We start from the raw sequence: 24,302 nt of genomic DNA on the forward strand, positions 1-24,302 counted from the left end.
CGGTTAACCAATCAATGCCTGGCTAACCGGTGACGGATGTATTACGGGCCTATAACTGGCAAAAGTTAAGGTAGCTTATAGGCAATCACATAGTCGCCAAACGTGGTTCCAATGGAACCATGGCCGCCGGCAACAAGCACCACCATTTGCTCACCTTTACTGTTCACGTACGTCATTGGAGTCGCTTGACCACCGGCAGGCAGGCGTGCCTGCCAAAGCTGCTCACCGGTTGTTACGTTGTATGCCCGCAAATAGTCATCAACCGTTGCGGCCATGAATGCGACGCCGCCTCCGGTCATAATGGGGCCACCTATGCCTGGCACACCCATTTCAATGGGTAATGGCAACGGGGTCATATCGTAGACCGTACCGTTTTTCTGTTTCCAGACAACTTCGCCAGTACGAAGATCGGCGCCCGCCACATAACCCCAGGGCGGCTGTTGGCATGGGATGCCCAAAGGTGACAGAAAGGGTTTCATCTCAACCGCATAAGGTGCTCCCGCGTTTTCGTTAACGCCCTGCTCACCCTGATTGGTTTCGCCCAACTCCGCGCCTTCCTTTTGTACCAGCGTGGAGGTAAATGCCAAATAAAGTGGCATACCAAACATCACCTGACGTTCAGGGTCAACGGCGATTCCGCCCCAGTTAAACACCCCAAAGTTACCTGGGTACACGATGGTTCCCTGCTCAGACGGTGGCGTGTACTGCCCTTCATAGCGCAGAGAGCGGAACTGAATACGGCAAATCATCTGATCTACCGCGGTTGCACCCCACATATCGGCCTCTGTCAGTGCCGGAGGCCGGAAGTTCAGGCCCGAAACCGGTTGCGTTGCGGAGGCATAGTCGCCTTCGATCGTGCCTTGGGGCGCCTTCTGTTCGGTCACAGGAACGATGGGCTCCCCTGTTTTCCGGTTGAGCACATAGACATCACCCTGCTTGGTTGGAACAACCAGCGCCGGTTCCACGCCTTTTTCGGTTGTCAGATCGACAAGGCTCGGCTGCGCCGGCGTGTCCATATCCCAAAGATCGTGGTGAACAAACTGCTGAACCCAGGCTGCGCGCCCGGTTTCCAGGCTCAAAGCCACGACAGATGAAGCATACTTTTCTTCCTTTTCAGTCCGGTACATGCCCAACTGATCCGGCGTCCGATTCCCCATAGGAAAATAGATCAACCCGAGCTCTTCATCGGCACTGGCTACCGCCCAGCTGTTGGGAGAACTTTTGCTATAGGTTTCGCCATTTGCAATGGGGTCGGTACTTTCCGGATTGGCAGGTCCCAGTTCCATTTCAGCTTTCCGGTTTTCGCGTCGTAAGCGCGGATCACGCCGGATGGCGAATCAATGTCGTAGTTGTCGTTGACCGCCCCGGCAACCACAACCAAACCATTGGCCACCACAGGTGGTGATGTCGAATAGTAATAACCGTCCTGTTTGAACGGCATGTTGTGCATCAGATCCAATGAGCCATCTTCGGCAAAGCCACTGCAGCGGGCACCTGTTTCGGGATCAAGCGCTAACAACCGAGCATCAGATGTCGGCATAAATAGCTGCGCATCACACTGAACGCTGGCAAGGTCTTCTGCGGGTTCGCTGACTGCCTTAACGCCTATCGCATTTGCATCTCCATCAGACGGTGGTAGATACGATACCCCTCGGCAGGTCTGGTGCTGCCGCTGGCTTTCCATCGGCACTTTTGCATCGTAAACCCACTGTTCTTCGCCGGTATCCGCATCCAGTGCCACCAACCAATTATGCGGTGTGCATAAAAACAAGCTGTTACCCACCTTTACAGGGGTAGCTTCGTAGGTGACCTCGCCAACGTCGTCAGGTCTTTGCAGGTCTCCGGTCTGATACTCCCAGGCTTTCTCGAGAGTACCGACGTTTTCTGCAGTAATCTGATCCAAAGGCGAATAACGCTGCCCCAGATTACTCCGACCATAAGCATGCCAGCTATCATCTGAACTAGTGCCCATATTGGCTCCGCAGTCACGATGTCCTGATTGAGCTCACCATCAATGCGATGCTGATCAAAGGCGAGGCTGGACACGGTAATTAAGCCAACCACAACCCATACCGGAAAGAGAGCCTTCAGGCCTCCTTGCTGAAATTTTTGGCCAGGAAACAGCAGCGGAATCGCCAAAAGCAAGAACACTCCCAGCCGCGTAGCCAAAGGCCACCAATCGAGGCCAGATTCCCATAGTGCCCAGACAGCGGTGCCTGCCAGAAATATGGCGTATGCCCAGCGAGCAATCGGCCGGCGACCTTTAACCGCAACTCCGGTAACAATCAGTGCGATGCCTGCAATCGCGTAGTACAGGCTGCCGCCGAGTGAGACAAGCCAAAGACCACCGCCCAGTAACACCAAACCGAGCAGCAGTAAAAGAACCGAGAATATAATCATGTATTAAGCTCCAGGGTTAGCTAGCTTTCTAATCAGTGTGACTCAACGGGTCGTACACGAAAACCCTGTTTCGGAAAGTGTACGTGCACAAGCCCTACTTCGTGAGTTTCCCGGGCAAGAATGGTGACGTTTTTATCGGTGTAAACAAGCGTTCCACTGACTGGGTCACGGCCATAGTCGTCAGGCGCAATGGTAACTTGTTGGCTCAGCTGAGCATTGCCTTCGGTGGGTGGCAGTGCCCGCGGCTGTGAAATTTTGGCTCGCACGGCCGCATCGTTGGCGCTAAGTTCTTCTGGCTGGCCGTGCCCGAATGCCTTCATTCGTAACAGCCAAGCACTTACCTTCGGGTAGTCTTGCAACCAGGGCTTACCTGCAAGGTCAGAAACAAACCACAGCCCATGATAGGCGGAGAAATCTGCGACACAAGGAGTCGGTCCAAACAGAAAATCGTCCTCAAGGCGCTGGTCCAGGCTGGCAATGTGAGCCATGACTTTTTCTTTCGCAGCTTTGCCTCGCAAGGCTTTTACCCGCGATTTCCGGCCCATATTAATGCGGTCTTTAAGAAATCTAAGTGTGTTCATCAATGAGGTTTCACGGATCAATTTGCGCAGCATCTGTCCGTCGCTGGCAGAAATCACACAAGCCAGAAAAATCTCCAAATCTGCTTCCCGAACAAACGCCTGCACCTCTTCTGGCTGTTCTTCCAGTATCAGTTCCGGCTTGCCAGCAAGGCGTGCTATTTCGCTAGCAATCGCGCGTGAGTCGCAGAAAACATCGGCACCTATCTGTGCCACCGGAACTTTGCGATAACCACCCGTCAGCACACTCAGTTCCGGCCTGGGTGGCATTTCACGAACAGTAACGGAGCACCACGGCAGGTTGGCGTACCCGAGCATTGCTCGGATTTTCTCGGAAAAAGGCGATAACGCATAATTGTAGAGAATCAGATCAGGCATTCGGAGTATGTCCTTGTTTCAAAACTAAAGTGTAACGCAGATTACGGCACATGCCGGCGGTTATGTGAGGCGAAATGGGCCCATCAATGCAGAGTTTTCGCGGGCGTCTTTGACAAACCGCTAATAACAGACAAAGGTTTAGGGGTATAGCATGGTCTAAAGCCAAGGAGCATTTAAAATGCATTCAGTACCTCGGGCCGCAAAAAGGCTCCCGTGAATGCACAAAGCTCACCAATCAGATACACCGTGGGATTTTCGCGAATGACCTTTGCACGCATTGCCGGCACTGGCTCTTATCTGCCAGAGAACATTGTTACGAACAAAGACTTAGAAAAGATGGTTGATACCACGGACAAATGGATCCGTGAGCGCACCGGCATTGAGCAACGGCACATTGCCGTGGAAGGCCAGACCACTGTAGACCTTGCGGAACAGGCAGCATTAAATGCCATTGAAGCCGCCGGCATAAATGCCAGCGAGATCGACCTGATCGTTTTTGCCACCTCCACACCGGATAAAATTTTCCCCAGTTCTGCCTGCATTCTGCAAGCACGCCTGGGCATCCATGGCTGCCCTGCTTTCGACATTCAGGCCGTATGCAGTGGTTTTGTTTACGCGCTCTCTGTCGCCGACAAGTTCATAAAAACTGGGGCCAGTAAAAAAGCGCTGGTTATTGGCGCCGAAGTGTTCTCGCGGATCATTAACTGGAAGGATAGGGGCACCTGCGTGCTGTTCGGGGATGGCGCCGGCGCGGTGATTCTGGAAGCCAATGAAGAAACAGGCATTCTCTCCACGCACATTCATGCCGATGGCCAGTACGAAGAGCTGCTGCACGTGCCCTGCGGTATTGCCGATGGATTTGACCGAGTTAAGGCCGGCGAAGCGTTTGTGGAAATGAAAGGCAACGAAGTGTTCAAAGTTGCCGTGAATACATTGGGCAAAATCGTTGATGAAACGCTTGAGGCCAACCAGATGCAAAAATCCGACATCGACTGGCTGGTTCCCCACCAAGCAAATCTTCGCATTATTTCGGCCACTGCAAAAAAGCTGAGCATGCCGATGGATCAGGTGGTGGTTACTGTTAACAAGCATGGCAATACCTCAGCAGCTTCTATTCCTCTTGCCCTTGATGTCGCTGTTAGAGATGGCCGCATTCAGCGCGATGACGTTGTATTACTTGAAGCCTTTGGAGGAGGCTTTACCTGGGGCTCAGCACTGATGCGTTACTGATCAATGGTACTTTTCTAGCTTTCTCTATGGGCTGATTGCGTTTACCTCAATTGGGTATATTTCTATGTGGGAGTCGGCTACACTGTATTTTTATACAGTAAAGCAGACATTCACTGCGAGGAATGACCATGGCGGTACAAGCAGTCTATTTTTCCGATAGGGACGGCCTGGATATGGCATTAAAAAACCCTGAGACCATGCTTTTCACATCAAAAGCAGATGCCGATGCCAGGGATAAAGTGCTGGAATTGGCGGAAGAAATTCAGGTTTACCTGGCTCGGAAAGTGGAAGGCCTAGGCGACGATATGGCAGAAAAGTGCGCCATGGCCATCGCCGAGGACAAAGACCTCTTCCAGAAGGCCCTGAAAAAGCCAGACCTTCTGAATGCTACTCAGGAATAACCTGAGTAGCAGCCCCCCATATCAAACCGCTTCTGCTCACCCCCTGGGCAGAATTCTGTGCATCCCTGAATTGATGGTTTTATGAGGCGTTCTGGCGCAAATAGACATGACTCAGCGGGCGACAGAAACGTATAGTGAACAAGGCGTCATTATTTTAACAAAGTCGGACCCCTTCGTATGACTCAAATAAAAAGCAGCACGCAGCCCTCGGTCATCATTATAGGGACAGGATTTGGCGGCATCGGCATGGCAATCCAGCTAAAAAATGCCGGTTTCGTAAACGTCATTTTATTGGAAAAGGCCGCGCGTGTCGGTGGCACCTGGCGAGACAACACCTACCCCGGTGCCGCCTGTGACGTGCAGTCGCACTTCTATTCTTACTCATTCGAGCCAAAACACGACTGGTCGCGCAAATTTGGGCTGCAACATGAACTCCTCGGCTATATGGAGCATTGCGTTGAAAAATATGGACTGGGAAACCAGATTCGTTTCAACTGCGAAGTGGCTGAAGCTGTGTTTGACGATGCTGGAAACCACTGGACGCTTAGGTTAACAAATGGCGAAACGCTTGCCGCACAGATAGTCATCACGGCTACCGGCCAGCTCAACCAACCTGCCTGGCCCAATATCGAGGGCATGAATGATTTCGAAGGTGCTTTCTTTCATTCTGCACGCTGGGATCATGATTACGATCTGAAGAACAAGCGGGTTGCGGTTATCGGCACTGGCGCCAGCGCCATTCAGTTTGTACCAAAAATTGTAGACAAAGTGGATTCTCTCGCGCTGTTCCAACGCTCAGCGGCATGGGTTGTGCCGAAGCCAGACCGGCCCTTCAAACGCTGGGAACAAAGCCTGTTTAAGGCCATTCCGGCTTGGGACAGACTGTACCGCTACCTGATCTACTGGAAGAACGAAAGCCGGGGCCTGGCCTTCACGGGGTTCAGTAGCCTATTGAAGGTTTTGTCCCTGCAGGCTAAAAATGAAGCCCGCAAACACGTTACCGATCCGGAAAAACTGACACACATTATTCCGGACTACCAGATTGGCTGTAAGCGGATTCTGATCTCCAACGACTGGTATCCGGCCATCAATCGGCCCAACCTGGATCTCATTACAGACCCCATCACGAAAATAGATACCACCGGTGTGCAAACACAATCAGGCAAACACTACCCCGTTGACGCCATCGTTTTTGGTACCGGCTTCCGTGCCTCAGAGTTTCTATCTCCAATTCGGGTTACCGGGTGCGGCGGCATAACACTTAACCAAGCCTGGCAAGATGGCGCTACAGCTTTCAAGGGCATAACTGTCTCCAACTTTCCGAACCTGTTTATGCTGTATGGGCCAAACACCAACCTGGCACATAATTCAATTCTCTACATGCTCGAGTCGCAATTCCAGTATGTTCTCGGTTGCCTTAGAGTCCTGCAAAAGCACCCGGGCGCGGCCATGGATGTTCGCAAAGACAGTTTAGAGAGATACTCCAGTGTCATTCAGGAAGAGCTTGAAGGCAGTGTGTGGAGCTCTGGATGTTCATCCTGGTATCTTGACGCCAACGGGAAAAACACTCTGAACTGGCCGGGTTTTACATTCTCCTACCGCCGTGCCACGCGCCATGTGGACACAGCGGATTATCAGTTCCTCTACCCGGCCGGGTAGGTTCCGGCACCGGGCTTACCTAGAAGTGCTCGTCCCGCATTCCTGTTTCCAGGATTCCGTTTTTTTGATCCAAGCATTTGCGCTTATCTTAAATTCATAGGATGATTGGTTGATCGGCTAAGCGGATGATAAACATATGTTGAAAAAGATCCAGAAAGGCTCACTGGTGGAAACTGCCATAGAAAGCCTGAGACACGCCATAGAAACAGAGCAATGGGCTGTGGGTGACAAACTACCCGTGGAATCTGAACTCTCTGACGCTCTGGGCGTTAGTCGTAACACCGTGCGCGAGGCTGTGCGCGTTTTGGCCCACGTAGGTATGCTGGAAACCCGGCAGGGAGACGGCACTTACGTAAGAGCAACACGGGATGCGGGAGAAACCCTTAAGCGCATCGCCCGCACCCAACTCACAGATCAGCTGGAAGTGCGCATTATGTTGGAAACTGAAGCGGCTAAACTGGCAGCGCAACGGCGTACCGATCAAGACCTTCGCGCTATGACCACAGCTCTGGATGCAAGGGGTAAGGCCGACTCAGACCTCGCGGCGCGTATCCGCCACGACGAATCCTTTCACCATGCACTGGTGGCCGCATCCCATAACTCAGCACTGGCAGAATTGTACGATTACTTTTCCCACGCCATCACTCAGACCATTGAGCGCACCGAAAGCGATGCAGACCTGCCCGAGCCTTCACAGGAAGATCACGAACTCCTTCTGGCTGCTGTTCGCCGTCAAGATTCAGTAAAAGCAGAAAAGCTTGCTCAGGATCTTCTTGCTCCCAGCCTTAACGCCCTTCAAAAAAGAGGCTCCTGACCATGAAGTTCAGGCCAGACACTTTTACCATCATGTTGCTCGGCGCTATTGTGCTGGCTTCGTTTTTGCCAGCCACAGGCACTGCCGGAGATTTATTGGCGACAGCTGGAACGGTTGCCGTTGCCCTGCTCTTCTTCTTTCACGGCGCAGCACTATCCCGGGAGCAAATTGTTGCAGGGGCATCCCACTGGCGATTGCACATACTTATCACTGCGCTTACGTTCGGGTTCTTTCCTCTTGCAGTGCTGCCCATTAATGGCATGAGCAATTTTGCACCTACCTGGATGCCGGCGGATCTGGGGCTTGGTTTTTTGTATCTGGGGGTATTGCCGTCTGCTGTGTCCTCATCCATTGCCTATACCGCCATGGCCCGAGGTAACGTACCTGCCGCTATCTGCAGCGCTGCCGCATCCAACGTGTTTGGGATGATGCTGACACCCTTCCTGCTATTACTTCTGGTGAGTTCTGCGGGCAGCGGAGACTTTGCGGTGGGCGAAGCGCTTAAGGATATTATTGTGCAGTTGCTGCTGCCTTTCGCGGTCGGCCACGCAATGCGGCCTATTTTAGGAAGCTTCCTGGCCCGCAATGAAGGCCTTATGGCGCGCTACGATAAGTGCGTGATCTGGCTGATCGTGTATTCCGCCTTTTCACATTCGGTGGAAAGCGGCTTGTGGCAAAACCTCCCAGTAAAAGCCGTGGTTCTCACCGTTTTTCTGTGCATCGGGCTGCTGGCGCTGTTTATGTTCTTTGCAAGGTTTTTGGTGCGGCGGTTCGGGTTCAGCTTGGAAGATGAAGCTGCGGTGGTCTTCTGCGGTTCAAAAAAGAGTCTGGCCTCTGGGCTGCCCATGGCAAAAGTGCTGTTTTCCGGGCACCCAGGGTTCGGCATGATCGTTCTGCCAATTATGTGCTACAACCAGGTTCAGGTAATTCTCGGTGCTATTCTGGCTCAGAAATATCGGGAGAAAATCGCCGAATCCAAAGCAGCCGAAACGGAAACACAGTAGAAAAGGGGTGACTATGAGCCGCCCCCCATACCCCCGAACAGAGTGGCGAGTATAACCAAACCGGCAATCCAACCTATCACTGCCGGCCAAAAATTGACCATTTGCGGGGGTTCATCATCCTGTGGCTCTCGCCCCGGATCTGGCACTGGGTCTTCGCGCTCCTCTTCCTGAGCTACGGCATCTTGGAGGCTGTGCCAGTCAAACCATTGAGCAAGAAAGCCAACAACGGGCACTGGAAAACTGCCGTTTTCGGCCATGGGCCGAAGTTGTGGCTCCAGTTGTCGACCAATTTCCCGGCGTAAAGGCATCTGATCAGCCGGCGGTTCACAGAGTATGGCCTTCCAGATACCCACGTCTCGGCTTCTGCCGGAATCGTTCAGCAGTGCCTTGATCTGAATCATCACCTCACGGACTACCTGTCCTTCTGAGGCGTCCAGCTCGCGATCAACTCCACTCAAATTCATACTCCCACCCTATCGATTCATTACGTTTTTGAGAGACAAATGGCGTGTAGTCAAATACGATAGTGAAAACATAAGAAACTACTGCTCTACCTTCCAACTCGGCCGATTATAGAACGACAACCATGCCCGTTACGAATTTCAGTGCTTACCTATTATGGCCGCCGGCGCGCTGCTTAAGCCGTTCTGTACCGACAGCGCTCGTTATGTCCGTATTGTTCAGCTCAGTGATAGCTGAAGTTGCAGCTCAACCTCTATCGGACGAACCCGAACAGATCGGCTTCTATGGGTTTAACGATGAGATACCAGAGGTGCTCACAACCACCAGGCTACGGCAGCCTAAAACACGAGTGCCTGGAAGCACCACGGTGATTGCTGGTGAGATGATCAGGGATCTCGGCATCATGAGCCTGGTTGAGGTATTCCGCCTTGTTCCCGGCATGGTTGTGGCAGAGGTTGGCAGCAGTACCCCCGTCACGACCTATCACGGCACTGTGCATTATGAACAGCGACGCATGCAAGTTCTGGTTGACGGCCGTACTGCGCACCGGGCCACTCTATCTGATATGGACTGGCAAACCATGCCGGTTCCCATGGAGCTCATTGAGCGAATCGAAGTAAGCCGCGGGCCGAATTCAGCCGCCTATGGCATCAATGCGTTTCTGGGTACCATCAACATTATTACTCGCAATCCAGCAGACACCTCCGGTGCAGAGATTCGGGTCATTCGAGGCAGCAGAAACTACACCCGCACGTTTGCTTCGGTTGGCGATACCGATGAAAGTTACGACTGGCGACTGGCTTATGAGAAACGTAAGTTTGGCGGGTTTGACTACCAGATTGAGGATGATGAACGGACCCCTTTCAACGATGGTCACGACATCAACACGTTCAATTATGACTCCCGCTTAAAGATAAATTCCGGGTTCAGCGCAGATATCCGTGTGGGTGTCGTCGATGGGGTTAATGAAGAAGACGTATATAAAAACGGCGAGCTTGGAGCGACGGGCGACCCTGACATTGATGTTCGGGATTATTACCTTCAGACACAGCTCAATTTCACCCCCTCGCAGAGCCACTTTTTTCACTTCCAGGTGAGCTTCGAGAACTACAACCGCAGGCAACGCTGGCCAATCGCGATCCCTGAGTCTGCCGTAGATTGTCTTGCTAACGACGTGCTGGTATTTTACAGACAGAATCGACCTCTTTGTTTCCAGCCGGGCGGAACCCCGCTGATCGCTGAGATAAACGCAGATTCCGAAGACTCCAGGCTGGAATTCGAACTTCAGGACACACTGTTATTCAGTGATGATCTGAAATTGGTTACAGGCTTAGGTTTCCGCAAAGACACGTATCGTTCTGAAACGTTTTTCAACGGGCGCGGCAATAACTATCAATCCAGAGTTTTTGGCAATCTGGAATACACGCCCATCACTTGGCTCACGCTGAACGGAGGCGGAAACTGGGAACGGACGACAACCACCGATCGGGGCTATTTCTCTCCACGTGTTGCTGCAAACTTCATCCTCGGAAATAACCACGCACTCAGATTCGTGTACTCCAAAGCTGTCCGCACACCAGATGGTTTCGAGCAAAACCCCGATTACGGATATACACTAAGGAACGTCAGGCCAGCAAAGTATGCTGCTTACGAAGGCTACCGGGTCAACAGCACTGCTGTTTGGGAGCATGAATCCTACGTCACCTTGGGCAAGAAACTCGAAGAAGAAACCATCGTTTCCAGGGAAATCAGTTATTTCGGACAATTTCCTATGAAGCGGGGACAGTTTTCGTTGGAAGTACGTGTATTCAAAGACGAACTTCGAGATATGATCAGTGGCCTCATCCAGTTTGATGACTGGTCCATTGATAACAATGTAGATATCGACCAAAAAGGCGTAGAGGTCGAAGCGGCCCTTGAGTATCCCGGAACCACCTTTAGAGTCAGCTATGGCTACCTTGATCAAGATGATTGGTACAAAGGTTCAGGCATTCTTGATGGGAACGGCGATATAGACAGCGGCGAACAAGAGTACAACGTCGATCTACTTGGCCGCCTCTCAGTAAAGCACTCAGGCAGTCTGGCGCTCATTCAGAACCTGCCATTTGGCTTGAAGGGCTCCACAGCCTATTACTGGGCAAATAAATTCAAAGATACACGATTTGAGCGCATCGATTTTCGCCTCGCAAAACGGTTCTTCCAGCCGCGATATTCGGCAGAAGTGGCTCTAACCGTGCAACACTATATAAACGATGAGCCAATCATGAGCACTGACAATAATATAGAAGATCAGAACCAGCTCTTCCTGGAAGCAGGCATCCGCTTCTGATCGGTAATCAGGGAACGTTTCTGGCCTGGGATGGTATGAAAGAAAACGTGTATTTTTTAAAGGGCCAGGCCGCAATTACGGTAAAATCGCTGATCTGTGAAGCGCATCTTCTCGTTTTTTTGGCACTGATCACGCTGACGGGGACAACCTTTGCCCAAGCCCAGAGTAACGATCGCTCAACCGTCTATTTAGCAGTCTCCGGCAATACCGCCCTAGACCGGCACATTCAGACCCTGCTTGAGAAATCACTGGGCAGCGAGAGAGATCTGATTGTCATTTCGGATGCACAGGCAGCCCTCACCAAGATAGATCCCATAGTCACCATCGGGCCAGGTGCATTTTCCCGTGTGCGCCAGGCTAACCGCAATGCGCCCATACTTGCCCTGATGGTGGAAAAAGATTTTCTGGAAGGTTTCGCTCGCCGCTCGCAGGGGATGATCTCAGGTATCTATCACGGGGTTCCACTTATACGCCAAGCCCTGATCGGAAAAGCCATTCTGCCTCAGGCTACCCGAATTGCACTGATTGCCACTACCAGTACTGCAGAACTTTACGACACGCTCATTGGCCAGCTTCCTGAATATAATCTGGAGGCGCGCCTATTTGTGGTTAACGATGACAAACAACTCATCCCCACGCTCATCAGAGCACTAAGCTACGGCGATTTTCTGCTAGCCGCTCCAGACAACGCCATATACAACCCCCGAACCATCAAACACATCCTTCTGACGGCCTATCGCAGAAACAGAATTGTTATTGGTCCAAGCCAAACTTATGTAAAAGCCGGCTCTATAGCCTCGGGTTATGCCCCCTTCCCTGCTATGGCAGAGATAGCCGCCAATTATTTGCAGGTGTTTTTTGAAACCGGCCACTTTCCAGAAGCGGATTACACGAGCGTTTTTCGCGTGGAGATCAACCAACAGGTAGCCCGGTCACTCAATATTCCTCTGGCACCTCCTGAGAAAATCATTCAGACCGTCGTGCAGCGGTTAAAGAACCGGGGAGGACAAGCTGATGAGTAAGCACTCCATCGGAACGCTACTATCACGGAAGCTTTTACTACTGGGCGCATTACCCGCCATTGTGATGTTTATTACGCTGATAGGTTTTTTTACCTCGGCACGGCTTGACGATGCACGGCGAGACCTTTCTGAGAGCAGCCAGCTGTTGGCCGACAGCTTGGCACCTTCTTTGGAGTATTCGGTTGTAGCTGGTAACACTCTGGCCCTTCAGGAAATGCTGTCTCAATCTATTCAGTACAGCAAAGCGGACTGGGTTCGTGTAACCGATGTTATGGGTGATCCGATTGGTTTCGCAGCCAGGGACGACACCCCCGCAACGGAGCCAACAGCTGGAGTTACAATCTACGCGGCAGAGATTCTACAGAAGCCCCTGGAGTTTGAAACGAATCGGCAGGCCTCTTGGTTCGCGCCGGAATACGGCTATGCACCGGGAGCACTGCGAGTAGGTACCGTTGAGGTGGGTGTTAGTGACAGGGTTCTGCAAGCGCGACGGAACGACATACTCTGGTCGTCCGTTACGGTTGGGTTGTTATTATTGCTATTTACCATTTTGGTGGTTCGGCATTTCCTGAACACAATTCTCTCCCCCATTTACCAGGTATCTGGCGCATCAGTCGCCTTATTGAAAGGGATTATCGGATTAATGAAGTGAACAGGCGAGGCAACTCTCGTGAGCTTATTGCCATTGAACAACAACTCAATGAACTGGCCGAGCACCTTGGCACACTGAAATCTTCACGGGATCAAACATTGGCTGTTTCGGAGCATGCTCGTGATAAAGCGGAAACCGCAAGCAACGCCAAATCCGAGTTTCTGGCGACTATGAGCCACGAACTACGTACACCACTAAACGGTGTACTAGGTATGATCGACCTGGTTCAGGAAGAAGCACTGAGCTTAAGGCAAAAGGACTACTTGCAAACAGCTCGGCAGTCTACGGACGATCTTCTGACCGTTATCAACGATATTCTTGATTATTCTCGCATAGATAGCGGCGCATTCAATTTGGAGCAACAAGTATTCAATTTGCGCACCCTGATCGGGAATTGCGTTGCGTCGTATCGACATATTTCGGAAGAACACGGGCTAGCACTAACGTTGAACTTCTACGGCGACTGGCCCGAAAAACATCTTGTTCTAGGCGATGCCCCACGGCTTCGCCAGATCCTTGCGTGCTTGCTTGATAACGCAATCAAGTTCACTAACGAGGGTTTTGTAAACGTGCAGGCGGGCTGCTGTGGTGTTGAAGATGGTTGCATCATTCTCACCTGCTCGGTAAGCGACTCAGGTAGCGGTATCCCCCAGGAGCGAGTCTCAGATATGTTCGGCTCATTTGAACAGCTTGATGCCGGTGATAACCGAAGTTTTGGTGGTGCTGGTATGGGGCTATCTCTGGTGCAACGGTTGGTTGAACTTTTGGGGGGGCATGTTCAGGTGGAAACAAGCCTCGGGCAAGGTTCGTCGTTCCGCTTTGAGCTACCTCTCGAACTGGCATCTCCAACAGAAACACCCAGGCCATCTGAACCTGCTATACCAGCAAGTCGATCGCCCTCGATGCAAGCCCTGGTTGTTGAGGACAACCCGGTAAATCAGCGTGTTGCGGTTGCTCTGCTTACACACCTTGGCTTTCATACCGACATGGTTACCAATGGCAAAGAAGCGCTGAATAACGTCCGTACCAGCCACCAGGGTTATGACGTCATTCTTATGGATTGCCAGATGCCAGTAATGGATGGCTATGAAACAACACGCTATATCCGTGAATGGGAATCCGGCAACGATGTGGGCAGAACGCCAGTGATCGCACTAACAGCAGATGTATTACCCGGCACGGAGCTTAACTGTCGTGAAAGCGGTATGGATGATTACCTATCCAAACCGGTGCGAAAGGAACACTTACGAGAAGTTGTGGCGCGCTGGGTGAAGTTACCAGAAAACTAAGCCCCTCCCTGGGCTCCCGTTCTGATCAGGCCACAGGCTCTCGCATGGTGACAAATTCTTCAGCAGACGTCGGGTGTATGCCCATGGTGGCATCAAACTGAGCCTTGGTCGCTCCGGCCTTAATGGCCACAGCAAGACCTTGAGTAATTTCGCCAGCATCAGGCCCGACCATGTGGGCTCCAAGCACCCGATCCGTTGCGTCATCAACCACAAGCTTCATCAGACAGCGCTCATCACGGCCGCTTAGCACGTATTTCATGGGCCGGAATTCAGAACGATAGACCCTCACAGTATGTCCAGCTTCCCGCGCCTCTTCTTCCGTTAATCCCACTGTGCCAATATTTGGCTGGCAGAAGACGGCCGTAGGAATGGCGGTGTAGTCCATCTCGCCCTCACCGTCCCCAAACAGCCTGCGGGAAAGCACCATCCCCTGCGCGAGCGCCACCGGCGTGAGTTGCGGCGTACCAATTACATCGCCAAGCGCGGTTATCGAAGGCACTGAAGTCTGGAAATAGTCGTCCACCATCACATGCCCCGAGGCATTCAGTTCGATGCCCAGTTCGGTCAGGCCCAGACCGTCTACCAGTGCCCTTCTGCCCGTTGCCGCCATCACCAGACCAGTCTCCATAACCTCTCCGTTACTGAGCTTGACTCGGTAGTGAGAGTTTTCAGCTTCTACGGTCTCGATGGTTACGCCAAATTCAAGCCGCACACCCTTTTTACGCATCTCCTGCTCGGTAAATCGACGGACATCGTTATCAAACCCGCGAAGGAACAGGTCGCCCCGGTACAACAGCGTGGTCTCAACGCCCAAGCCGGCCAAAATACCGGCGAACTCTACGGCTATATACCCGCCACCCCAGACAACAGCCTGCTTGGGCAATTGAGGCAAATAGAACATTTCATTCGAGGTGAGGATACATTCCTTACCCGGAATGTCGGGAATAACTGGCCAGCCACCTGTCGCAACCGTTATGTGCGCCGTTGTGTATGCTTTATCGCCTACAACTACGGTATTCGGATCCTTTATGGATGCCGTGCCTTCAATAACCGTAACGCCAGCATTCTCAAGCAGGCGGGCATAAATGCCGTTGAGCCTTTCTATTTCAGTATTTTTATTGGCAACAAGTGTGGGCCAGTCAAAGCTGACACCGTCCATTGGCACATTCCAGCCATAACCTGCTGCGTCTTCCAACTCGTCGTGAACGTGAGCCCCGTAAACAAACAGTTTTTTGGTACGCAACCCACGTTAACGCAGGTACCACCGAGATAGCGGGATTCAACTACTGCGACCCGAGCTCCGCGACCGGCTGACATACGCGCCAAGCGCACACCACCGGAACCGGCACCAATAACAATCAGATCATAATCGAGGCTGTCAGACACTGTGTCTCCTGTTACTTGTTACAACGTTAATTTTGAACGGATTTTGCCTTGGCTTCCGGATGAATTTCCCGGAACAATATGTGATCTTCGAAACCACCCAGGCGAATTTTCCCAAGACTGCGGAAACCTTCCGACTCGTAAAATGGCAAATAGCGACTATTGCCGGTATCCAGGACCAGCCCCGTTCCTCGCGGATTATCTGCACAAAGCCGCTGAACAGCTCTTAGCAAATGCCGGCCGTAACCACGGTTCTGATATTTAGGGTTAACCCCCATCAATGGCAACTGGTGCGCCAACGGCTGAGGCAACATGGCACGTATTTTCTCGTGATAATCCAGGTAACGGCGGGTAGAGGCAAAGCCTGCCGTTAACACCATGCGAATCCTCCAGCTAAGCTGACTTGCCAAATTCAACCGCAAATCCGGATCGCCAATGAACGCCACGGCAACAAGCGAATCGTTGACCATCACGCCGACTGCTTCCTGATCCAGTTCAAAATAGAGATCAACCAGTTCACGTACCGTGGCGCGAACACGCTGGTTATAGCCAGGTTTTCGGTGATTGAACAGATACTGAAACGTTGGTTCGTTTCGGTAAGCATCATACAGAATCGATCTGGCTTCGTTCAAAGCACTGATGTCCAGGCGGACAATAACCGGTTCCGGTTTGTTATCGCTGTCGCTACTCATGCTTGCGCTCCTGCCTCTGTCCGAAGAACCTACCCCGGAACCCAGTTAGTCCGAATCAGATTGCCAGTGTTAAACGAACCGATACCCGGCCGGGTTCGCCTGCGCGGTCCAGAGCTGCTTGGTCAATCGCAACCCCATGTCTACCATTGAGCATTTCAAGCCATGCTGCAACCTCTGAATAGGGAACCGCTTCCAACCACACCCGTATAGCGCCCTCCCCACTGGGCTCAAAACGTTGCAGCGTGAGCCCGGACTCCCTTGCAGAACGAGTGACCAAGCCCATCAACGCGCGGCCATCAGCTGGCACATCTGCTGAAGCGGCGGCAGGCCCGGCGCCATTGTTGCCCAGGCGCCGGATAGCTGGTTCGTTGGATTGCATCCAGGCCGCCAGTTCTACGGCGTTTTCTTTGCTCGCAGCTGCCTGATCGTGAAATTTCGCAACCGGACTCCATACTGCGAAATAGAGAATCCCCAGAAGCACGGCAATACCTAGCACCGTAAGTGCCTGTTGGTCCCGCTTTGGGAGTTGATCATACTGGGCAATCAGCTTTCCCACTGACGGCTGCTCTTTCAGTTTCGTTAACATAGCCTTAACCTCCGGATACCGTCAGGCGGCCACGAGCACCGCTGGGTTCGTTGACAACCGAGCCAATTTTAGCCTCAAGCCCTTGGCTCGACAGGCCATTGCGCAGAGCACTCAAGCGGTCGTAGCTTTCTGCACGCACATCCACCACCAACTCCCCTCGGGATTGGCTGTAATTTATAGAGTTGAACGTTACTGAGCCGGCCCCTGCTACATTCGCATATTGCTGGCCGGTATATTTCATGAGCGTCACAAAGTCTATATCAGGACCATCTGAACCCGCTATGCGCAACTGCCCTTCAATCACTCGCTTTACGTTTCCGGCATGGGTTCTGCGGTCATTGGGAAAGGCCTCTCGGTAGGCGGACATAGCCTGCATCCGCATCTCCTCGGCTTGCTTTTCATAATAAAAGCCCATTCCCGCATCCAGCGCCACCTGCACCACAAACCAGACTGCCGCTACAGCAAAAAGCGGCTTCCAGGGTTTCAGGGGGCTTGTTTTACCGCCAGTTACTGAGAAATTACGCTGACACAGATTGATGGGGCGACAAAGATGGTGGTGGTGAGCATGGGCCAGCAGCTCTAGCGGCATAAGCTCTAACGATTCGCGGCGAACAGAAAGTCGCCCGGGAACCATGAGCTCACCGAGTACGGCCTGTTGCTCTTCAAATTCAATTTCTGTGCCGTAAATCACTACCGGGACTTCAGCAACCACGTCTTCTGAAGGCGGCACAGCCAAGGTGTGAGCAAACATGCCCAGGTTGGCAGACTGCATACTAAGCCATTCGCCGCGATCGCTGGCCATCATGGCAGATTCGCCATCCAGACAAATCGACCAACCACCATCTGTTATTGGCAGCAAGGCAGCGTCGGGATAAATAGCATCCAATCTCGCGTGGGCCCAATGACTAAACAACTCAAGCCATTGGGCCATCCTGCCCCGATCAATCGCTGCAACCCGGAATCCCTCCTGAACGTGGGGGCCGAGTGCCAGGTGAACACTATCGATATCCTGAGCTATCTGCTCTTCAACCGCGTAGGGCAAGGCCTGATTAATGAAACGGCTTTGCTTCGCAGGAATATCCGCCATACAGAAGATGGCTTCATCACCTGGAATAAGACCTACAAGCAACACACCTTCAAGGCCGTTTTGGCTAAGTGTCTGCTCGATTGTGCTGCGGAGATCGCGGCTGCCCTGAGCCTGGGCGTCACCGCCAGCATCGTAAAGCACCCAGTTGTACAGACGGTCTTCCGGGTTTTCCCCAAGGTCCGAAAAAGGTGGCAAAGGCCGCACATAGAGGCGATAAGACATGGTTATCCTTCCGAGATGGTATAGGGCTCTTTGGTAATGCGATTTTTCTGTCCGGTATCCCTGTGAACCGTCCGGACATCACCTTCCTGATTACGGAAAACCGTACTCACCATATTTACAACACGGTCATCGTAGGTAATCCTTGAAACAACTTCAAAAAAACGGGTTTGCAGCCCCAGCCCCACAGGCTTCAGGCCCAGTGCTGCGAACTCTGGGAGTGCCATAAAGTCCTGTAGGTTTTCAAAGGGCTCGTCTTTACGTTTTTCAAGAATAGACGCAGCCTGAGCTGCCGTCAGCTCATCGTGCAAGGACATCAGCACTTCCGCACTGGCGGTATTCACGTTTATACCTAATCCGCTGACCGGCAAGGTCGCCACATGAGGCCGCAACGCTACGTATATTTCTTCGGTCATCCCTTCAATTAACCGGAGTTCAGACACACTTACAAACGGCTGATTCGCAGCACGAAAACCTGGCTCTGCCATTAGGTACTGGCCGTCTTCCGCTCCGTAAGCACTGATTGTTTGATCGTTCGGATCAATCCAATCGACCAAGGCATCTACAGAAATGCCGGTAATACCAAGAGCAATCAGTAAACGGGTAAGACGATCTTTGGTTATTGGGTCCAACTGGCCGTTGGCAGACACCAAATCATTAAGATTTATCCGCCCACCCAGGTCGTCTATCTGAACTTCCGCCACCCCGTTGGCATCCAGAGGCAAAACAGCCGCATTCATCGCCCAGAATTCATCAAGGCTGTCGACCATTAAACTGTCTTCTTTATCTTCTTCAAAGTCTCGTATCAGAATCTGGCGAGCAAAGGCCTCTGCACCCAGAGCGATGCTCCGACCTTGCTGCTGCGCCAGATAATGCCCGGCTTTGAATACTCGTATACTTTGCTGTTGGGTCATCCCCGAGGCGAGCATAACGACAAGCGCCATGGCCAGAAGCACCATGATGAGCGCCACACCCTGCTGTTTTTTTGGCCGTGCATTGGGCAGAGCCAGAGAAGAACATGTCATCACGACTCGTTACCCCCCTGCCCCGTGGTGCCCTCAGCAGGCGACTCTTCATCGTTTCCATCTTTCTCGTTTGGAGCCTCGTTTAGCTGATCAACCAAGCCTTGCGCACCCGAAAAATCAAAGTCCGGAAGCACAAAAACCCGCACCATCTCCCCAAAGCGCTCATGTTCAAGTGTTATTTCTATACCCAAAGGAAACGGAATATCCGGGCGACTGCCGGGGCTCAGTGCGGCCATGGACTCATCCGAGGGCCATTCTTGTTCCCAGCCGTTCTGATCGTTCAAAAACCTAAGATCGAACGCCGTAACGCCCTCAAGCAGCAACAAATCCTGACTATTATCTTCCTGGCCCTGATCCACGGTGGGCCAGTAGCGCCTGCGCAATTCGGTGCCGGTGTACTCCCATCCAACCCTTTGCAGACTGCTGCGCCTCAGGCCCAGCGGATTACGCCAGCCTGGCGGGTCAGCATTAAAGCAAACTCATCTTCACGACTGGTCAATGCCGGTTTGAAATCACCATAAATGTCCCGGGCCGGCCGATTGACTATCTGCGTAATATCCCGTTCCAGCAGCAACATTGCCCGCTGAACACCATCAAAACCTTCGGCAAGCTCATCAACCCGGTCACGGGACAGAATGACCCCACTCAACACTTGCCACACGCCAATACCAATCACGGCAGTGATTGTAATAGCCACCAAAACCTCAAGAAGCGTAAACCCTCGCTGGCTCGTCATTTCTCACCCACAAAGGCAGAAAGCGTGTGCACAGGATATGGCTCTGAACGGCTTTCGCGATAACGGGCAACCTCTACTTCAACCCGGCGCATTTTAGGCTCGGCGGTGGCCAGTACCTTTGTGGTTACTTGCCAGCTAAATGGGCCGTAGTCTGCGTCTTTGGCATTTTCGGAGATGCCCGGCAGGTTAGGCTCCAGGCGGATTTCATTGATACGGTTTTCAGCAAGCCAGCCCGCGAGAGTTTTGTCACGGATACGCTCATAGCTGGAAATATACTGGCTACCCACCTCGGCTGCCGCTGAAGCAATCAGCCCAAACACCAGCAACGCGATCATCACCTCAATCAGCGTGAATCCGCTAGCGGATCTGGGCGAGCTTGATGGATTTTGCCTTATCACCAGTCGTCTGCCTCATCGCCGGGCTTCCGCCACTGAATGGGAGTGATGCCATCTGATGCCAGGGTCTGGTATAATCCGTATCACTACCAACCGTAAACTCCAGCTCAAATGGCGTGGTTTCCCCGCTGGAAAAAAACACTACATCTGGTCGGAGTTTGTCTTCAGCCGACGCCAGGCGGGGAGTGTCACTCTCAATAAATCTTGTCGCGACCAGCCACTCAGGAAACTCTCGAGCCCGGAATATACGCTCCCCGGAAGTCTGCCAATCGTTTGTTTCATCTTGAAAAGCAACAAAGCGGTACCCGTTTTCTTCAAGCAGTAACCCAAGTTCCAGGTTATTCAGTACGGACTGATCCGATGCGGTTTGCATCAATAAATACAACTCCCGCACCTCGTTCTGCAGCTCCCTCTGCTGGGAGTTCCCACCCATGGTGAACACCGCAAGCGCGGCGAGCAGCCCAACCAGAACCAGGACAATTAATATTTCAATAAGCGTGAAACCGCTGCTGTTTCCTGGTTCGGAAGCCATCATAGATTAACTGCCAATGTTCCAAATACTGATATCCGCCGCGTCTCCGTCACCACCTTCCTGGCCGTCGGAACCATAAGAGTAAAGATCGTAGGCGCCTTCAGTGCCAGGACTTACATACTGAAAGTCGTTGTTCCAAGGATCTTGTGGGATGTTGTTCATATAACCGTCCGGGCTCCAGTTTTTTGGCTCTGGCTGCCGGTAGGCTTGGAGCTTAGTGCCTCAAGGCCTTGTTGCGTAGATGGATAATGGCTGTTATCCAAGCGATAGATATCCAACGCCTTTGAGATATTGGTGAGCTGCGTCTCCGCCACAGTTACCTTAGCCTGATCACTCCGGCCCATAATGTTCGGCGCGACAACCGCTACCAACAAGCCAAGAATGACCATCACGACCATGATTTCGATAAGCGTGAAGCCTCGGCTGGATTGCGGCGTACTTAGATGTTTCGTCGTCATTATTTCACTCGTTTTTGGTTGAATTTAGGGGGGTTCTTGAGCGATTACCCAACCAGGTTGCTCATGTTCAATATCGGCAACATGATGGCCATTACAATGATAAGCACCACCACGCCCATCACCAACAGCATCATGGGCTCGAACAGCCCAACAATCGCGGCAATCTTGGACTGCAGCGTGTTTTCCTGCATGTTCGCTGTACGCTCCAGCATGCTGTCCAGTTCGCCACTGGCCTCGCCACTGGCAATCATGTGCAGCATCATTGGTGGAAAGTAACCGGACTGATCCAGCGCCCGGTGCAAAGAGCCACCTTCGCTAACCTTACGTGCGGCCTCTTTCAGCTCCTGACGCAAATAGTCATTGGAAAGCACTTCTCCAGCAATTCTCATGGCATCAACCAGCGGCACACCACTGGTTGTGAGTATGCTAAGCGTACTGGCATACCGGGCCGTATTAACACCTCGAACCATTCCGGAAAATAAGGCAGATGCAGCAGGCGTTTATGAAAACGCATCCTGAAGGCCGCTTGGTGAGCGCGTAACGAAATGTCATAAAGGCCGCCACCAAAAGAATTAAGAGGTAGACACCGTAACTGGAAAGAAATTCCGACATGGCCAACATGGCTGAGTCAGCGCAGGCAATTCCTGACCCTGTTTCAGGAAAACATCAATAATATCCGGTACCACGTAGGTAAGCAGGAACACCACAATGGCAATCGCTACAAAACTCAGAATAATCGGGTAGATTGCAGCCAGCTGGATTTTTTGGCGTGCTTCCTGCCGGTTCTCGGTGTAGTCGGCTAACCGGTTAAGAACCAAATCCAAATGCCCCGCATGCTCGCCTGCTGCTACGGTTGACCGGTAAAGCCGCGGAAACGCTTTGGGAAATTCACCAAGGCTATCTGCCAGCGTATAGCCCTCCATAACCTTGGCGCGAATGGCGATGAGCATGCTGCGAATACGTGGTTTGGTGGTTTGCTGAGCGGTTGCAGATAACGCCTGTTCAATAGGAATTCCCGATTGAATCAACGTTGCCAGTTGGCGTGTAACCAGCGCAAGATCGGCGGCCGCCAGAGAGCCACCGCCGCTTAATGGATTGCTGGGAGTGCGCTTTTGAACCGCAGGTTCAACCGCAAGTGGCGTAAGGCCTTTTTCCCTTAACTGCTGGCGCACAGCGCGAGGTGCATCGGCTTCTACCACGCCCTGCTTCTGTTTTCCCCGTGCATCCAGAGCCTTGTATTCATAGGCAGGCATAGGTCACTTGCCCCGGTGCGTAACGCGGAGCACCTCTTCCACGGTGGTCACACCCTCAAGTATCTTCCGGACACCATCAGCATGAATGCTCGGGCCTTTAAGGCGCGCTTCCCGTTCCAGATCCAGTTCACCCGACCGTTTGTGAATCAATGCGCTGATCTCCTCGGTTACTTCAACCACTTCATAAATACCTATACGCCCCCGGTAGCCAAGTTGGTTGCAGTTATCGCACCCTTTCGCTCGGTAGATGGTTGGCGGCTCGGAAAAATCCTGCTGCAGAAATTCGCAATGCTCTTCAGTTGGCGTGTATGCCTCCCGACATTCTTTACACAACACCCGAACAAGGCGCTGGGCCACGATACCAACCAAGCTTGATGAAATCAGGAAAGGCTCGATCCCCATATCCATAAGTCGGGTGATGGCGCTACCGCAGTGTTCGTGTGCAGAGTTGATAATACAAGGTGACCTGTGAGACTGGCCTGTACAGCAATCTCGGCGGTTTCAAGATCCCGTATTTCACCAATCATCACCACATCAGGATCCTGACGCAGAATGGCGCGCAGCCCTCGGGCAAACGTCATCTCAACCTTGGGGTTTACCTGGGTTTGGCCAATACCCGGCAAGTTGTATTCAATAGGATCTTCAACAGTAAGAATGTTGCGGCTACGGTCGTTTATTTCTTGCAGCGAGGCATAAAGCGTTGTGGATTTACCGGAACCGGTTGGCCCGGTTACAAGCAATATGCCGTAAGGCCGATGGATAAGCCTGCGCAGAATTTTCAGGTCGTCTGGAGCCATGCCCAGGGATTCCAGCCGTATGGCGCCAGCCTGCTTATCCAACAAGCGGAGCACAACCCGCTCGCCACCAGACGAAGGCATTGTAGAAACCCGAATATCCACTTCCCGGCCAGCAACGCGGAGTGCGATTCGACCGTCTTGGGGTACCCGCTTCTCAGCGATATCCAGTTTTGCCATAACCTTTATTCGCGAAACCAACAGCGGCGCCAGTGCCCGCTTGGGCTGAACAACTTCCCGCAGTACCCCATCAACACGAAACCGCACCACCAGGCGCTTTTCATAGGTTTCAATGTGCACATCGGACGCGCTGGATTTTACCGCTTCGGTCAGAATGGCATTGATCAAGCGGATAATCGGCGCGTCGTCTTCCTGTTCCAGAAGATCTTCCGTTTCCGGGACCGAATCGGCGAGAGAGGCCAGATCCATGTCATCGCCAATACCTTCAACCATCTGCATGGCTTCTGCAGAGTCGTTTTGATAGGCAGCGTTCAACGCATGGTCGAAGCGCTCTGGCTCAATAGTGATAAATCGCGCACGGCCACCCCCTATACGGTTGGCCTCCGCCAATGCCGAGTGAGGCGCGCCGGGTCTGACCAAAATAACCGGGTTGCCCTCTTCTGAGCGGGTCAGAATAACGCCGTTGCGCTTTGCAAAGGTAAAAGGGAGACGACCCAGCGGAGCATCCTGCGGCTGAAGTTCGGTTTCTGTGGTCAAGGTTGTCCTCGTTATTATCAGGCAATCAGGGTTTTGTGCGCACGCGCACACTCTGAAACCCTTTCTGTTTCATACGATTCAAGAAGGCTACCACAGGATATAGGCCCGCTGAATAACCCTGTACACTATACTCCCATTAAAAGACGCTATTCTGATAACCTGTGGTACTTTCGGTATTTTCCAGGCCGCGTTTATTAGCCAGCCTTT

Annotated in this window: 19 protein-coding genes and 5 pseudogenes; 9 read left to right on the plus strand and 15 right to left on the minus strand. The window is 52.4% G+C overall.

The features are described from left to right. Positions 1–65 precede the first annotated feature (65 nt). Both BCA33_RS01530 and BCA33_RS01535 read right to left on the minus strand, forming a co-directional pair. A pseudogene (locus BCA33_RS01530) lies at positions 66–2,400 on the minus strand (glucose/quinate/shikimate family membrane-bound PQQ-dependent dehydrogenase). 32 nt (positions 2,401–2,432) lie between these two features. After that, entirely contained in the window at positions 2,433–3,356 is a 924-nt protein-coding gene (locus BCA33_RS01535) for a glutathione S-transferase family protein (RefSeq protein ID WP_071263073.1), read from the minus strand. A 261-nt stretch (positions 3,357–3,617) separates the two neighbouring features. On the opposite strand from BCA33_RS01535, the gene BCA33_RS01540 reads away from it, so the two are divergent. From BCA33_RS01540 to BCA33_RS01560, 5 genes are all read left to right on the plus strand, one after another. After that, positions 3,618–4,586, plus strand: a complete 969-nt coding sequence (locus tag BCA33_RS01540; protein WP_071263074.1) for a beta-ketoacyl-ACP synthase III — start codon at positions 3,618–3,620, stop codon at positions 4,584–4,586. Positions 4,587–4,714: 128 nt separating this feature from the next. Further along, complete coding sequence (locus BCA33_RS01545; RefSeq protein WP_071263075.1) at positions 4,715–4,987, plus strand: YebG family protein; 273 nt, start codon at positions 4,715–4,717, stop codon at positions 4,985–4,987. 177 nt (positions 4,988–5,164) lie between these two features. Continuing rightward, on the plus strand, positions 5,165–6,646 hold the full coding sequence (locus tag BCA33_RS01550) for an NAD(P)/FAD-dependent oxidoreductase (protein ID WP_071263076.1): 1,482 nt from the start codon (positions 5,165–5,167) through the stop codon (positions 6,644–6,646). 136 nt (positions 6,647–6,782) lie between these two features. Continuing rightward, entirely contained in the window at positions 6,783–7,460 is a 678-nt protein-coding gene (locus BCA33_RS01555) for a FadR/GntR family transcriptional regulator (protein ID WP_071263077.1), read from the plus strand. A gap of 2 nt (positions 7,461–7,462) precedes the next feature. Next, positions 7,463–8,464 (plus strand): bile acid:sodium symporter family protein, encoded by a 1,002-nt coding sequence (locus BCA33_RS01560; RefSeq protein ID WP_071263078.1) that lies wholly within the window; start codon positions 7,463–7,465, stop codon positions 8,462–8,464. Between the two features lie 11 nt (positions 8,465–8,475). Here the strand turns inward: BCA33_RS01560 and BCA33_RS01565 are convergent, their stop codons facing one another. Beyond that, a complete protein-coding gene (locus tag BCA33_RS01565) occupies positions 8,476–8,922 on the minus strand; it encodes a hypothetical protein (RefSeq protein WP_254774100.1) in 447 nt (148 codons plus the stop codon). Positions 8,923–9,131: 209 nt separating this feature from the next. Here BCA33_RS01565 and BCA33_RS01570 point away from each other — a divergent pair, with 209 nt between their 5' ends. The 4 genes from BCA33_RS01570 to BCA33_RS01580 are packed head-to-tail and all read left to right on the plus strand — an operon-like array spanning position 9,132 to position 14,218. Next, positions 9,132–11,255 carry a TonB-dependent siderophore receptor gene (locus BCA33_RS01570; RefSeq protein WP_139172852.1) on the plus strand — a complete coding sequence of 708 codons (2,124 nt, stop codon included), beginning with the start codon at positions 9,132–9,134 and terminating at the stop codon, positions 11,253–11,255. Between the two features lie 47 nt (positions 11,256–11,302). Beyond that, positions 11,303–12,277, plus strand: coding sequence for an ABC transporter substrate-binding protein (locus BCA33_RS01575; RefSeq protein WP_139172853.1), 975 nt, complete (start codon positions 11,303–11,305; stop codon positions 12,275–12,277). Beyond that, positions 12,270–12,929, plus strand: a complete 660-nt coding sequence (locus tag BCA33_RS21115; RefSeq protein ID WP_254774101.1) for a hypothetical protein — start codon at positions 12,270–12,272, stop codon at positions 12,927–12,929. Before BCA33_RS01575 ends, BCA33_RS21115 begins: the two co-directional genes overlap by 8 nt. Then, positions 12,926–14,218: an ATP-binding protein gene (locus tag BCA33_RS01580; protein ID WP_254774102.1), complete on the plus strand. Its 1,293-nt coding sequence runs from the start codon at positions 12,926–12,928 to the stop codon at positions 14,216–14,218. Before BCA33_RS21115 ends, BCA33_RS01580 begins: the two co-directional genes overlap by 4 nt. Positions 14,219–14,243: 25 nt before the next feature. Here the strand turns inward: BCA33_RS01580 and gorA are convergent. The 12 genes and pseudogenes from gorA to gspE all read right to left on the minus strand — a co-directional run bounded on the left by gorA (position 14,244) and on the right by gspE (position 24,095). Further along, positions 14,244–15,604, minus strand: a pseudogene (gene gorA, locus BCA33_RS01585) (glutathione-disulfide reductase). 26 nt (positions 15,605–15,630) lie between these two features. Next, complete coding sequence (locus BCA33_RS01590; protein ID WP_071263081.1) at positions 15,631–16,293, minus strand: GNAT family N-acetyltransferase; 663 nt, start codon at positions 16,291–16,293, stop codon at positions 15,631–15,633. A gap of 55 nt (positions 16,294–16,348) precedes the next feature. Continuing rightward, the gene (gene gspM / locus BCA33_RS01595; protein ID WP_071263082.1) at positions 16,349–16,879 is read right to left on the minus strand and encodes a type II secretion system protein GspM; all 531 of its coding nucleotides are present in this window, start codon (positions 16,877–16,879) and stop codon (positions 16,349–16,351) included. A gap of 4 nt (positions 16,880–16,883) precedes the next feature. Continuing rightward, positions 16,884–18,188: a type II secretion system protein GspL gene (gene gspL, locus BCA33_RS01600; protein ID WP_071263083.1), complete on the minus strand. Its 1,305-nt coding sequence runs from the start codon at positions 18,186–18,188 to the stop codon at positions 16,884–16,886. A gap of 2 nt (positions 18,189–18,190) precedes the next feature. After that, entirely contained in the window at positions 18,191–19,210 is a 1,020-nt protein-coding gene (gene gspK / locus BCA33_RS01605; RefSeq protein ID WP_071263084.1) for a type II secretion system minor pseudopilin GspK, read from the minus strand. Then, a complete protein-coding gene (gene gspJ / locus BCA33_RS21120; RefSeq protein WP_368087204.1) occupies positions 19,210–19,650 on the minus strand; it encodes a type II secretion system minor pseudopilin GspJ in 441 nt (146 codons plus the stop codon). Before gspJ ends, gspK begins: the two co-directional genes overlap by 1 nt. Then, complete coding sequence (locus BCA33_RS21125) at positions 19,641–19,946, minus strand: type II secretion system protein J (protein WP_254774103.1); 306 nt, start codon at positions 19,944–19,946, stop codon at positions 19,641–19,643. Before BCA33_RS21125 ends, gspJ begins: the two co-directional genes overlap by 10 nt. Further along, positions 19,943–20,341 carry a type II secretion system minor pseudopilin GspI gene (gene gspI, locus BCA33_RS01615; protein WP_302848210.1) on the minus strand — a complete coding sequence of 133 codons (399 nt, stop codon included), beginning with the start codon at positions 20,339–20,341 and terminating at the stop codon, positions 19,943–19,945. Before gspI ends, BCA33_RS21125 begins: the two co-directional genes overlap by 4 nt. Then, positions 20,304–20,876, minus strand: coding sequence for a type II secretion system minor pseudopilin GspH (gene gspH, locus BCA33_RS01620; protein ID WP_368087202.1), 573 nt, complete (start codon positions 20,874–20,876; stop codon positions 20,304–20,306). Before gspH ends, gspI begins: the two co-directional genes overlap by 38 nt. A gap of 3 nt (positions 20,877–20,879) precedes the next feature. After that, positions 20,880–21,331: pseudogene (gene gspG, locus BCA33_RS01625) on the minus strand (type II secretion system major pseudopilin GspG). Between the two features lie 44 nt (positions 21,332–21,375). Then, positions 21,376–22,584, minus strand: a pseudogene (gene gspF, locus BCA33_RS01630) (type II secretion system inner membrane protein GspF). Positions 22,585–22,587: 3 nt separating this feature from the next. Further along, positions 22,588–24,095 (minus strand): annotated as a pseudogene (gspE, locus tag BCA33_RS01635) (type II secretion system ATPase GspE). Positions 24,096–24,302 lie beyond the last annotated feature (207 nt).

Source organism: Marinobacter sp. AC-23 (assembly GCF_001858325.1).
GTDB lineage: Bacteria > Pseudomonadota > Gammaproteobacteria > Pseudomonadales > Oleiphilaceae > Marinobacter.